The sequence below is a fragment of the Kosakonia sp. R1.Fl genome (genome assembly GCF_023516815.1).
Classification (GTDB): domain Bacteria; phylum Pseudomonadota; class Gammaproteobacteria; order Enterobacterales; family Enterobacteriaceae; genus Kosakonia.
Map to the genome: position 1 here is coordinate 4,770,458 of NZ_JAMGSQ010000001.1, position 12,304 is coordinate 4,782,761.

Sequence of the window (12,304 nt, forward strand, 5' to 3'; positions counted from 1 at the left end):
TGACTAGTCATTTTCAAGATATGACTAGTCATATAGATAACGGCGAAAAAATGGGCAAAAGGGACGATGCGATTTTGTGACGCTATTCGAAAGAAAAGAAAAACGCGACGGGTGAGCGTCGCGTTTGAGAGGAAGGATAATTACTGTTGTTTTAGCTGGTTACGGCGGTATTCCCCCTGGCGCTCAAACATCCAGCCGGGATATTCGCGCGGCAGTGCGCTCACTGCATCCAGTTGTTGCAGTTCGTCATCGCTCAGGTGGATCGCCGTCGCCGCAATGTTATCGTCCAGTTGTTCCGGGCGTTTTGCGCCAATAATCACGCTGCTGACCACCGGCTGATGCAGCAGCCAGGCCAGCGCGATTTGCGCCACGGAAACCCCTTTGCTGTCGGCGATGGTACGCATAACGTCCACGCAATCAAAAGCGCGGTCTTTATTCACCGGCGGGAAATCAAACGCCAGGCGGCGTCCACCGGCTTCTGCCTGACCGTCGCGGCTATATTTACCGCTCAGCAAGCCGCCCGCCAGCGGGCTCCAGACCATCAGCCCCACGCCTTCGCTCTGCATCATCGGCATCAGTTCACGTTCCAGATCGCGACCAGCGATGGTGTAGTAAGCCTGAAGCGAGGCAAAGCGCGCCAGCCCAAGACGCTCCGAAATCCCCAGCGCTTTGGCGATTTGCCACGCCGCCCAGTTAGAGACGCCGATATAGCGCACATGCCCGTGCTGAACGAGGTTATCCAGCGCGTAAAGCGTCTCCTCGATGGGTGTGGCCGGATCAAAGCCATGTAACTGGTAGAGATCAATATGATCCAGTTGCATACGCTTGAGGCTCTCTTTCACGCTATTCATGATGTGATAGCGCGAACTGCCGCGCGAGTTCACCCCGGCGGTGCCGGTTTCGCCAAACACTTTGGTCGCGACGATAACGTTTTCACGCGGCACTTTCAGGTTTTTCAGTGCCTGGCCGGTGATCTCCTCCGAACGCCCGTCGGAATAGACGTTCGCGGTATCGATAAAGTTAATGCCGGCATCGAGCGCACTGCCAACCAGCTGCTCGGCTTGCGCCTGTTGCAACTGGCCGATTTTGCTCCACATGCTCTCGCTGTCGTCACCGCCAAACGTCATGGTGCCGAGGCACAGTTCAGAAACAAACAGTCCGGTATTACCCAGTTTTTTGTAGCGCATGATGGCGTCTCCTCATCTGTTTAGTTGGCGCAGACAGTTATACGCAATCCTCTGCGGTGGCGAATGTGAGGATCCTGCCTGTTTCTTGCCCAATTCTCTGATTATCCGCGCGGCGCTTCACCAAACACTTTGTAATCAGGCAGTTGCACATTCTGATACGGTTCCCAGCCGCCGCCGAGCGCTTTATACAACGCCACCAGATCGAGGCTGCTTTGCACCCGCGCCTGCTCGCGCTGCTGGCTGGCCTGCGCCAGCTGACGCTGAGCATCCAGCACATCAATAAAACTGGCGATCCCCTGACGGTAGCTGTCGGTGGCAAGCGAGAAGGCGTTTTGCAGCGCACTGAGCGTTTTATCCAGTCCCGCTTCACGCTGCTGATCGGCGCGGTAACTGACCAGCGCATTTTCCACATCACCCAGCGCACTGAGCACCGTCTGACGATAGTTCAGCACCACCGCGCCCTGCTCTGCACGCGCCAGCTTGACGCTGGACACCAGCCGCCCACCCTGGAAAATGGGAATCGAAATCTGCGGGCCGAAGCTATAAAAATGGCTGCTCCAGTCGGTAAGCCAGTTGGTTTCGCTGTTGCGCAGACCAAACTGGCCGCTTAACGACAAGCTGGGAAACAACTGCGCAACCGAAACGCCAATCTGTGCCGTCGCTGCATGCAGGCTGGCTTCCGCTTCGCGAACGTCCGGGCGACGGCGCGCCAGCGTCGACGGAATTCCGGTGGGCACAATATCCGGCAGCGCGGGTAACGGCTGCGCATTACGCAATTCGTTGTCCAGCGCACCAGGCGGTTTACCGAGCAGGATCGCTAACGCGTTCATCGCCTGGCGCTCCTGCGCTTCATATTGCGGAAGTTGCGCTTCCAGGTTGCCGACCTGGGCGCGGGCATTTTCCACATCCAGTTGCGGTGAAAGGCCGCCTTTTTGTCGGTTTTCGGTCAGCGTAAATGTCTGCTGCGCGCTGTCGATTTGTGTTTTCAGTGTGCTGATGATGTTCTGCGCGCCACGCAGTTGCAGCCACGCGCGCGCCACTTCAGCTTCCAGCGATACCAGCGCATCGTTACGTTGTTCGATTGCCTGCTGTTGCTGCGCGGACGCCGCTTCTACCTGGCGTCGCACTTTACCCCACAGATCCAGTTCCCACTGGGCATCAAAACTGCCCTGATAGAGATTTACCGGTTGGGTAAGCGCGCCAAGCGCCCCGCTGATCGCCGGGTCAGCGTCCTGCAACTGACCCTCCACGTTATGGGATTTCAGCTCACCTTCAATGCCCAGTTGCTGGCGAGTCGCTTTCAGCGACCCGTTAACCGCTGGCAGAAACGCGCCACCCGCCTGGTTAATCTGCTCGCGCGCACCGGCAATGCGCAGCACGGTTTGCTGAAGCGAGAGATTATCGTTAATCGCCCGCTCAATCAGGCTGTTCAACTGCGGCGACTGGAAGGTTGTCCACCAGCGCGGATTCACCGCCTGCGAAGAGGTCTGTGATTTTACCGCTTTGTCACCCGGATCGTTCCAGCGCGCAGGCGTTTGCGGTTTGGGCGCCTGGTAATCCGGCCCGACAGCACAACCGGCAAGCCACAGCGACAACAGGGTTACGGGAAAACGACACCACGTCATATTAATGTGCTCCTGCGCTGCCTTCGCTTTTGATCGGCGAAAGCAATAAACAAAAGGGGATCAGCAACATCGCCACCAGGCTGAGCACGGTGAAAACGTCGATATAGGCCAAAAAACGCGACTGGGCGATCATCGCTTTGTACATCTGCCCGGTGGCGCTGGTCAGCGGATCGCCGACCAGGCTGGTGAAGTTACGGATCGCCTCCGCGGATTCACGCAAAGCCTGCTGAAATTGCTCATTAAAGGGAGACGTATGCTCTGATAAGTGCGACATATGCGCCTGCGAGCGCTCGGTGATCGCCGCCGTTGACAGCGAAATACCAACCGATCCCGCCACGTTACGGAACATGGTAAACAGCGCCGCCGCATCGGCATTTAGCTGGCGCGGGATCGAGATAAAGGCGATGGTCGTCAACGGGACAAACAGGAAACCCAGCCCAATCGACTGGGCACTGCGAAACAGCATCAGCGTTTCAAAGTCGATATCCGGAGCCAGCGTACGCGACCACCAGAATGAGGCCGCAAGGCAGAAAAAGCCGAAGGCGATTATCCAGCGCGTCTGCACCACCGGCATCAGTTTCAGCACCAGCGGGATGGTCAGCACAATCAACACCGCGCCGGGCGACAGCACCAGCCCTGACCAGGTGGCGGTGTAGCCCAGATCCTGCTGCGCCAGTTGCGGGATCACCACCGAGCTGCCATAGAGGATCATCGCCATGCCGGCCATCAGCAAGCTGGAAACCGTAAAGTTCTTGTCCGCCATGCAGCGCAAGTCGACCACCGGCTTTTTGGCATACAGCAGCCAGTAAATAGCCCCGACAATACCAATCGCAGTCAGGACGGCGAAAATACGGGTGAAATCGGAGTTGAACCAGTCTTCATCTTCACCGCGATCGAGCATCACCTGCAGACAACCCAGCCCCAGCGCAATCAGGCCAATGCCCGGCCAGTCGATGGACAATTTCTGCTTCGATTTGCGCTCCCAGGGCGGATCCTCCAGCAGCTGGTAAATCGCCAGAACCGTGATAATGCCCACCGGAATATTGATAAAAAAGACCCAGCGCCAGGAGTAGTTATCGGTTATCCAGCCGCCCAGCGTTGGCCCCAGCACCGGGGCGACAATAATGGCGATAGACGACAAACCAAAGGCTTTGCCGCGATCTTCCGGCTTGAAGTAATCCAGCAACACCGATTGCTGCGTGGGTTGCAAACCGCCGCCAAAAAAGCCCTGCAAAATACGAAACAGGATGATTTGCCAAAGCTCAGTGGCGATGCCGCACAGAAACGAACAGACGGTAAACATCACAATGCAGATCAGGAAAAACTGCTTGCGCCCGAAGGTACGGCTGAGAAAAGCGGAGATCGGCAGAACAATACCGTTCGCCACCAGGTAGCTGGTCAGCACCCAGGTTGATTCGTCATAACTGGCGGAGAGCGACCCGGCGACGTGCGGCAGTGCCACGTTAACAATCGTGGTATCGAGGATCTCCATAAACACCGCGAGGGTGACGACCCACGCCACCGCCCACGGGTTACTGGCGGGTTTCCAGTTCTCGTGGCTGTGATCCGTCATTCCAGCGTCACCTTCGGTTCAACGGAAAGGCCTAACGGCAACGGTTTGTTGGGATCCAGGCCTTTATCGATGACGATTTTCACCGGCACGCGCTGAACGATTTTGACAAAGTTGCCGGTCGCATTTTCTGAAGGAAACGCGGCGAACTTCGACCCGCTGCCCTGCTGGATGCTATCGATATGTCCTTCCAGCTCCAGATCCGGCCACGCATCCACTATGACGCTGACTTTATTCCCCGGGCGCATCCGCTCCAGCTGCGACTCTTTAAAGTTCGCCACCACCCACACATCCGGTGAGACCAGCGAAAAAAGCGCGGTGCCCGCCTGCACTAACGTACCGTTTTGCACATTGCGTTTGGTGATAAAGCCATCGAAAGGCGCACGCACTTCCGTCCAGGATAAATTCAGATTCGCGGTTTCCAGCTGCGCTTTTGCCTGCGCCACTTGCTGCTGGCGCGCTTCGACATTGGTTTCCTGCTGGCGGATTTGCAACTGCACCTGGTCGGCGACTTCCAACTGTGCCTGCGCGCTGGCAAGTTGTGCCTGCGCGCTACGCAACTGGGCATTAGCACTATCGATATTTTGCTGTGTGGTGGCGCGAGGATCGACACCACGCTGACGGCGATAAGCGGCTTCGGCATTCGCCAGGTCTGCTTTTGCTTTCAGCACCTGTGCGCGCGCTTCGTCACGCTGAGCGGGATACTGCACTTTTGATAAGTCCAGTTGCGCCTGCGCCTGGTGAAGCTGTGCGATTGCCAGCCCCAGTTGCGCTTGCGCCTGATCGCGCTGCGCGGTGGCATCGCGCGGGTCAATCGTGACCAGCAAATCCCCTTTCTTGACGCGCTGGTTATCTTTCACCCGCAACTCGGTGACGTAACCGGCCACTTTCGGCGCAATCGTCACCGCGTCGCCATCGGTAAAAGCGTCGTCGGTGGTCTCTTCATTACGGGTTAAAAACCACCACACCAGCGCAACAATCACCATCACGCCGACAACAATGGCGAGGATAATCAGTGGTTTCTTTCCGGGGCGTTTACGTGGATTTTGGTTGTTATCGTCCTGAACGTCGTCAGGATGCGTTGTGTTTTCTGCCATAGTTTCGCAACAGTCCTGTCAGGTAACGGCGCCAGGGATGCGCCGTTAACTAAAGTTAGGCGGTTGCTATACATTTGCCAGGATAAACTGACAAATCAGCACTATCTGAATAAGAGTAATCCGTATCCTACCAGCGCCGCCCACAGCAGCATCGGCATGGAATAAAGATGAAAGCGCCACCAGATGCGGCGATCGTTTGCCATACGCAGCGCGATAAGATTGGCCAGCGAACCGGGCAGCAAACCAAAGCCGCCAACGTTCACCGCCCATGCCAGCAGCGTATCCGGCGGCACATAATTGAGCAGCAAAATGGTCGCGGGCACATTACTGATAAATTGCGACAGACCAATGGCTGTCAACCACAACCCTGGAGGTGACAACTGGCTGGCGCTGTTCAGCACCGCGTGCAGCGCAGGCAACTGAATAAGCAGGTGGACATCAATAAACATGGCGATAAACACCAGCAGCAGCGTCCAGTCCACACTCAGCACTACCCGCCGCGCCAGTAGCAAGAACCCGATGGCGACAATTGCCAGCCCCCACAACTCCTGTTTCAACTCCAGCGCGGTAATAAAGATTAAGTAGAAGCCGAGGCAGCTCCACACCAGACGGGGTTGCCAGTCCGGCGTTTGTACGCCGCTATGGTAGTTAAGCGCCTTTTTCGGAAAACAGAACCAGCACAACACCAAGAGCGTAACCATCATTGCCAGCGCCAGCGGCGCCATCTGCCAGATGAAAGCCGGGAAAGAGAGGCCAGAGCGTCCCCAGATAAGAATGTTTTGTGGGTTTCCGATAGGCGTTAATAACGATCCGGCATTGACCGCCAGCGCTTCAAAAATGATCAGCCGGTTAACCGGGATTTCGCACAGTTTCTTCAGCGTGATGGTCAGCGGTACCACAATAAACAGCGCCACATCATTGGTGAGAAAGGTGGAGAGGAGCGCTGCAGCCAGCACCATAAACATCGCCAGCCGACGCTGATGGTGAAAACGACGCACCATACGCCGCCCAATCACATCAAAATAACCGCTCAGCTCAACCCCTTTGGTCAGCAGCATCAGGCCGCTGAGGGTAATAATGGTGTGCCAGTCGATCGCTCCAGGCCAGGTTTTCGGCGCAAACGGGGCAAAAAAGCACAATGCAAAACCAATAAGCAGTAACAGATGCAGGAAACGGTCGCGCGCCAGGGCGCGGAAGAACGGCATACTCATTCAGGAGGTTGCTCATGTTGCAGGGTGAAGCGACGGAAACACTCCAGCGTTTCCTCGCTGACGTGATGTTCCATACCTTCGGCGTCGCGTCGCGCGATTTCAGGACTGACACCCAGTACCAATAAGAAGCTTTCCACGATTTGGTGACGCTCGCGGCTCTCCTGCGCCAGCCTCTCACCTTCCGCAGTCAAAAAAACGCCGCGCCAGGGAATCTGTTCAATCAAGCCCACCGTTGCCAGTCTTTTTAACATTTTCGCAACCGTCGGTTGTGAAACGCCAAGGCGGGCGGCCATATCCACCTGGCGGGCTTCGCCTACTTCGCGGATCAAATCCGAAATCAGTTCAACATAGTCATCAATCAGTTCGCGACGATGTGCTTCGCGCACCTGACGAAAGCCTTCAACGTGCTCTTCTACATTTACCAGCGTCACTTTTTTTATTGTTTGCTTACCTGCGCGACGGTTCATTGTGCTTCCTCTGAAGGTGTGACACCTGTGCAGCATCATATAAGAGAAGCGCCATTGTAAACCATCCGTGAATCAGCACAAAAAATTAACGTCTTAGCCATAGCTATAGAACATAGCCTGTGCTATATCTGTATGTAATGCGTTCACCCTTCATGGAACGAAGGGCATGAAAATGGCAGGAGGTAACGATGAATGAGTTCAAGAGGTGTATGCGCGTGTTTAGCCACTCTCCCTTTAAAGTCCGTTTAATGCTGCTGAATATGTTGTCCGATATCATTACCGGCAAACCTCAGCAGGACTCCGACAAACCTTCTCACTAATGCGGCGTCGCGGTACGCCGCTTCATTTTTCTGTCACAATCCCCCGTCATACTGATCGATTCGTCTAAAAATCAGCGTATTTTTGCTGGATTTGCAATCATTCTCTCAAAACAACCGCTTAGCCCCTGTTGACCTTCGACACGCCTCGCTCTATCTTTGCGCTGCCCTGCACAAATTGCGGCTCGCAGATGCGGACCCCCTCCCCTCTTCACACGCACTGTCCGGCAGGTTTTGACCCTTAACGCCAGGGTGAGCACATGGCGTTTTCATGACAGTAATCTATGAGCTTAATCCTTAAAGAATCCGTTGCCTTTCGCAGCCAGACGCTCAACCCGTGGACGGGTTTCTACTTTTTACAATCGATGTTGATTAACTTCGCTCTGGGTTATGAATTTAGCGTGATGTATGCGGTGCTTTTAACCTGCGCGCTGCTGATCCTCTGGCGTCATGCGCCTCGCGCGCAAAAAACCGTTCTCGGGATTATCTCGCTGGTTGCCGCCTGTTATTTCCCTTTTGGCCGGGCATACGGCGCGCCGAACTTCAACACGTTGCTGGCGCTGCTGTCGACCAATATGGAAGAGTCGACGGAAATTCTGACTATCTTCCCGTGGTATCACTACGCTATCGGCGTATTCATTTTTGCGCTGGGCGTTATTTCGCTGCGCCGTCGGATTATCGTGCGTTCCACGCCATGGCTGAAATGGGACACGCTGGGCACGATTGTGTGCATCGCGTCTTATTTTATTGGCCCGGTGCAAAACCATTTCAAAGGTTACGAATTCAGAATCATTGATACCGGTGTTCCGGTGCTGCGTTTCGTGCGCGATGTGGCGTTTAACTACTATGTTGTTAAAGAAGAACAGAAAAATATGGCCGCGCTCGCCAGTGTGAAAGACACCTGGACTGTGCTGGCGGTGAAACCGAAATACCATACTTACGTGGTGGTTATTGGCGAAAGTGCACGTCGTGACGCGCTGGGCGCCTTTGGCGGCCACTGGAATAACACTCCGTTTGCCAGCCAGGTAAACGGCACGCTGTTTACGGATTACATTTCCGCAAGCGGTTCAACACAAAAATCCCTTGGGCTGACGTTAAACCGCGTGGTGGAAGACCAACCGCAGTATCAGGATAATTTTGTCACGCTGGCTAACCGTGCCGGTTTCCAGACGTGGTGGTTTTCTAATCAGGGACAGATTGGCGAATACGACACGGCCATCGCCAGTATCGCTAAGCGTGCCGATGAAGTGCAGTTTTTGAAACGTGGTGACTTCGAAGCAGATAAAAACACCCGCGACGAGGATCTGTTAAAACTCACCAATCAGGTCCTTAGCACAAAACGTACCCAGCCGCAGCTGATTGTGCTGCATTTGATGGGCTCGCACCCGCAGGCCTGCGATCGCACCGGCGGCAAATATAATGAGTTTGTGCAGTCAAAAGAGACCTCCTGCTACCTCTATTCCATCACGCAGACCGATGATTTCCTCGGGAAAATGTATTCACAGCTGGTTAATACCGGCGAAAGTTTCTCGATGGTTTACTTCTCGGATCACGGGCTGGCGATTAAAGAACGCGGAAAAGACGTGCAGTACCTGGCGCATGCCGATACTTTTCAACAGGACTTCCAGGTGCCGTTTATGGTGCTTTCCAGCGACGATACTAAACATCGGGTGATTAAAGCGCGCCGTTCAGCGAACGACTTTTTGAGCTTCTTTTCGCAGTGGACCGGGATTAGCGCAGAGCAGATTAAAAATCCTTACCGTTTTATGTCCGAGCAAAAAGCCGGGCCAGCGTACATTACCAACTTTAAGTTACAGAAAGTTGACTACAACCATCTCGGCACGGATCTCTTCGATACGCGTAGTAAGCGGTAATTTCTGAAGTAAATTGCAGATAAAAAAATCCGCCCAGTGGGCGGATTTTTTATTATCGCCGAAGCGATTAGAAGCGGTAACCAACGCCGGCAATCCAGGTGCCAACGTCTACGTTACGAATACGGCTCTGCTCGTAGGAGAAGTCCAGAGCAACGTTTTCCATCGGGTTGAACTGCAGACCAGCGCCGTAAGAGAAACCGTAGTCGCTGGTGTCAGACACTTTAGCGGTGTCTACAGTCTGCTGGAATTTACCGTAACCTACACCCACAACACCGTAGATGCTCGCCCAGTCGTTGATGCGGTAAGCCGGACCTGCGGTGATGCCGTAGTACTGCGCTTTGTTATAAACGCTGCTTTCGGTGCGATCTTTTTCAGTGTAAGTAAAGGAACCGATAACACCCAGCGGGTTGTTGTCCTGCTCGTAGCGATATTTCAGGTTGAAACCGTTAGTTTTGTTAGCAATACCCTGAGCGTCGCTCTGAGCGTAACCGCCAGTTACGGTTGAAGTAGCTGCTACTGCGGAACCTGCAGAAACCGCCAGAAGTGCGGCCAGTGCTGAAAGACATGCAATTTTTTTCATAATCCACCTCAAATGTGCTTCAAGTAAATCCTACGTCCTACGCATTTAAATATATCAAAATTAGTTAAGAAACTCTTTGCGGGAATTGGGGTCTAAGGTGCCATTTGATGTAACAGAAAGTTTCCATCACTGACCAACCCTTTCAAAAAAAAGCAGTTTCCCCACATAACGCACCATTATGCTGCGCATTTAATGGCACATTCATCCAGATAATTCTTAATTAGATAGGTTAATTAACCATCAGAGTGGCGCTATTCTACGGATTTTTCAGTTACTTTTTTTCAACAAACGCTCAACCAGCCGGGGGTAATTCAAGTAGACTGCCTCTTTTACTTTATTTGACAGAAATTGACGGGAGAAAGGATGCCTGCGCAGTCTCGTAAATTGCCGGTGTGGTTGCCGGTATTAATATTGCTTGTCGCGATGATGTCCATTCAGGGAGGCGCGTCGCTGGCGAAATCACTGTTTCCGATTGTTGGCGCACCCGGCGTCACCGCGCTGCGTCTCGCACTTGGCACGATTATTTTGGTCGTGGTGTTTAAGCCATGGCGTTTACGTTTTACCCGTGAACAACGCCTGCCGCTGCTGTTTTACGGCCTGTCGCTCGGCGCCATGAACTATATGTTCTATTTATCGATCCAGACGATACCGCTCGGCGTTGCGGTGGCGCTGGAATTTACCGGCCCGCTGGCGGTGGCGCTTTTCGCCTCACGCCGCCCGGTGGATTTCATCTGGGTGATCCTCGCGGTACTTGGCCTCTGGTATCTGCTGCCGCTAGGCGAAAATGTCTCTCATGTTGATCTCACTGGCGCGGCGTTTGCCCTTGGTGCTGGCGCTTGCTGGGCAGTCTATATCCTTTCCGGGCAGCGCGCCGGGGAAGAGCATGGCCCGGCAACAGTAGCGCTGGGTTCATTAATTGCGGCGGTAGTTTTTGTGCCGCTTGGCGCGTTCCAGGCGGGCGAAGTGCTGTGGCACTGGTCTGTTCTGCCGCTGGGGATCGCCGTGGCGATTTTATCCACCGCCCTGCCTTACTCGCTGGAAATGATCGCCCTGACGCGCTTACCGACTCGCACATTCGGCACATTGATGAGTATGGAACCGGCGATGGCGGCAATTTCCGGCATGATCTTCCTCGGTGAAACGCTCACCTTCCAGCAAGCGCTGGCGTTGGCGGCGATTATTATCGCGTCGATGGGCTCGACACTCACGCTGCGTCGGGAAGCGACAGTCAAAAAAATCGATATTGGCTAAATAACTATTATTTGGCATGAGATGTTTCTTATGCCAAATATCCACGCCCCCACCGCAGACATTATTTCTTACTTTTTCCAGCATCCTGCATTAAATAGAATCATTCGCATTTTAGAAATAATAATTTATTAGAATTATCTTACATTTCATTTGATTAGTTGCGTCATCCTGAAATCCTTTCCTATATTTTATATTCGCTATCGAACTGATAGGTACAGCCAAGACTGGCAGCAAAAATCTGGTGCTATACTTAGTTTCGGTAATTTCCTGGGACACAAACATCAAGAGGATATGAGATTATGAGTACCGCTAAACTGGTTAAAACGAAAGCGTCTAATCTGCTTTATACCCGCAACGATGTATCGGATAGCGATAAAAAAGCGACCATCGAGCTGCTGAATCGCCAGGTGATCCAGTTCATTGACCTGTCTCTGATCACTAAACAGGCTCACTGGAATATGCGCGGTGCTAACTTCATTGCCGTACATGAAATGCTGGATGGCTTCCGTACTGCGCTGGTAACCCACCTTGATACCATGGCAGAACGCGCCGTACAGCTGGGCGGTGTCGCACTGGGCACCACGCAGGTGATTAACAGCAAAACCGCGCTGAAAAGCTATCCGCTGGATATTCATAGCGTGCAGGATCACCTCAAAGAACTGGCCGATCGTTACGCAGTGGTCGCCAACGATGTACGTAAAGCGATTGGCGAAGCGAAAGACGAAGATACCGCTGATATCTTTACCGCCGCTTCCCGCGACCTTGATCAATTCTTGTGGTTCATTGAGTCCAACATTGAGTAATCCATAAGTTTTGCCTATATGCCCTGCGCATCCCGCGCAGGGTTTTGCACTATTACAGTGCGAATTTTCTCCCCTTCTCGCACGTAAAGTTACCACTTCGTAATTATCCCATCACAAAATTGTTAATAAGTGATTGTTTTTACCCCACGAACTGCGCTAAAAAAAAGCAAAACAGGCCATGCCGCCAGAATGCACCAAAATAGTGACTCAAAATGGTGCATGCGGCTATTGTTGCTACACTTATTGTGCAACCGGTTAAAGGTTCGCCTTTACAAAACAATAGGTTGTAAACCTGGCATGATTTTTTCATACTGCGTTCATT

The 12,304-nt window shown here is 53.4% G+C and carries 11 protein-coding genes; 4 read left to right on the forward strand and 7 right to left on the reverse strand.

Annotated features, from left to right (window positions below; translation table 11 throughout):
- Window positions 1-140: 140 nt before the first annotated feature.
- From M8Q36_RS22610 to mntR, 6 genes are all read right to left on the reverse strand, one after another.
- Window positions 141-1,187, reverse strand: a complete 1,047-nt coding sequence (locus tag M8Q36_RS22610) for an aldo/keto reductase (RefSeq protein WP_249882462.1) — start codon at window positions 1,185-1,187, stop codon at window positions 141-143.
- Window positions 1,188-1,288: 101 nt separating this feature from the next.
- The gene (locus M8Q36_RS22615) at window positions 1,289-2,812 is read right to left on the reverse strand and encodes an efflux transporter outer membrane subunit (protein WP_249882463.1); all 1,524 of its coding nucleotides are present in this window, start codon (window positions 2,810-2,812) and stop codon (window positions 1,289-1,291) included.
- Window position 2,813: 1 nt separating this feature from the next.
- Window positions 2,814-4,385 carry a DHA2 family efflux MFS transporter permease subunit gene (locus M8Q36_RS22620; protein ID WP_249882464.1) on the reverse strand — a complete coding sequence of 524 codons (1,572 nt, stop codon included), beginning with the start codon at window positions 4,383-4,385 and terminating at the stop codon, window positions 2,814-2,816.
- Complete coding sequence (locus M8Q36_RS22625; protein ID WP_249882465.1) at window positions 4,382-5,479, reverse strand: HlyD family secretion protein; 1,098 nt, start codon at window positions 5,477-5,479, stop codon at window positions 4,382-4,384. The genes M8Q36_RS22620 and M8Q36_RS22625 overlap by 4 nt, the downstream gene beginning before the upstream one ends.
- A 101-nt stretch (window positions 5,480-5,580) precedes the next feature.
- On the reverse strand, window positions 5,581-6,690 hold the full coding sequence (locus M8Q36_RS22630) for an anion transporter (protein ID WP_249882466.1): 1,110 nt from the start codon (window positions 6,688-6,690) through the stop codon (window positions 5,581-5,583).
- A complete protein-coding gene (gene mntR / locus M8Q36_RS22635; RefSeq protein ID WP_020457134.1) occupies window positions 6,687-7,157 on the reverse strand; it encodes a manganese-binding transcriptional regulator MntR in 471 nt (156 codons plus the stop codon). Before mntR ends, M8Q36_RS22630 begins: the two co-directional genes overlap by 4 nt.
- A gap of 188 nt (window positions 7,158-7,345) precedes the next feature.
- Here mntR and mntS point away from each other — a divergent pair, with 188 nt between their 5' ends.
- Together mntS and M8Q36_RS22645 are read left to right on the forward strand one after the other, a co-directional pair.
- Entirely contained in the window at window positions 7,346-7,477 is a 132-nt protein-coding gene (gene mntS / locus M8Q36_RS22640; protein ID WP_045506449.1) for a manganase accumulation protein MntS, read from the forward strand.
- A 281-nt stretch (window positions 7,478-7,758) separates the two neighbouring features.
- Window positions 7,759-9,348 carry a phosphoethanolamine transferase gene (locus M8Q36_RS22645; RefSeq protein WP_249882467.1) on the forward strand — a complete coding sequence of 530 codons (1,590 nt, stop codon included), beginning with the start codon at window positions 7,759-7,761 and terminating at the stop codon, window positions 9,346-9,348.
- Between the two features lie 67 nt (window positions 9,349-9,415).
- Here M8Q36_RS22645 and ompX read toward each other — a convergent pair whose 3' ends face one another.
- Entirely contained in the window at window positions 9,416-9,928 is a 513-nt protein-coding gene (gene ompX, locus M8Q36_RS22650) for an outer membrane protein OmpX (RefSeq protein WP_020457131.1), read from the reverse strand.
- Window positions 9,929-10,291: 363 nt separating this feature from the next.
- Between ompX and rhtA the strand changes: the two genes are divergently transcribed.
- Window positions 10,292-11,179: a threonine/homoserine exporter RhtA gene (gene rhtA / locus M8Q36_RS22655; protein ID WP_249882468.1), complete on the forward strand. Its 888-nt coding sequence runs from the start codon at window positions 10,292-10,294 to the stop codon at window positions 11,177-11,179.
- Window positions 11,180-11,478: 299 nt separating this feature from the next.
- Window positions 11,479-11,982 (forward strand): DNA starvation/stationary phase protection protein Dps, encoded by a 504-nt coding sequence (dps, locus tag M8Q36_RS22660; RefSeq protein WP_230352042.1) that lies wholly within the window; start codon window positions 11,479-11,481, stop codon window positions 11,980-11,982.
- The last annotated feature ends 322 nt before the right edge of the window (window positions 11,983-12,304 follow it).

Bases quoted from the DNA above. Each gene is read 5' to 3' on its own strand.
- M8Q36_RS22645 (WP_249882467.1), top strand. From the start codon at position 7,759: ATGAGCTTAATCCTTAAAGAATCCGTTGCCTTTCGCAGCCAGACGCTC.
- M8Q36_RS22630 (WP_249882466.1), bottom strand. From the start codon at position 6,690: ATGAGTATGCCGTTCTTCCGCGCCCTGGCGCGCGACCGTTTCCTGCAT.
- dps (WP_230352042.1), top strand. From the start codon at position 11,479: ATGAGTACCGCTAAACTGGTTAAAACGAAAGCGTCTAATCTGCTTTAT.
- ompX (WP_020457131.1), bottom strand. From the start codon at position 9,928: ATGAAAAAAATTGCATGTCTTTCAGCACTGGCCGCACTTCTGGCGGTT.
- M8Q36_RS22615 (WP_249882463.1), bottom strand. From the start codon at position 2,812: ATGACGTGGTGTCGTTTTCCCGTAACCCTGTTGTCGCTGTGGCTTGCC.
- mntS (WP_045506449.1), top strand. From the start codon at position 7,346: ATGAATGAGTTCAAGAGGTGTATGCGCGTGTTTAGCCACTCTCCCTTT.
- M8Q36_RS22610 (WP_249882462.1), bottom strand. From the start codon at position 1,187: ATGCGCTACAAAAAACTGGGTAATACCGGACTGTTTGTTTCTGAACTG.
- M8Q36_RS22625 (WP_249882465.1), bottom strand. From the start codon at position 5,479: ATGGCAGAAAACACAACGCATCCTGACGACGTTCAGGACGATAACAAC.
- M8Q36_RS22620 (WP_249882464.1), bottom strand. From the start codon at position 4,385: ATGACGGATCACAGCCACGAGAACTGGAAACCCGCCAGTAACCCGTGG.
- rhtA (WP_249882468.1), top strand. From the start codon at position 10,292: ATGCCTGCGCAGTCTCGTAAATTGCCGGTGTGGTTGCCGGTATTAATA.
- mntR (WP_020457134.1), bottom strand. From the start codon at position 7,157: ATGAACCGTCGCGCAGGTAAGCAAACAATAAAAAAAGTGACGCTGGTA.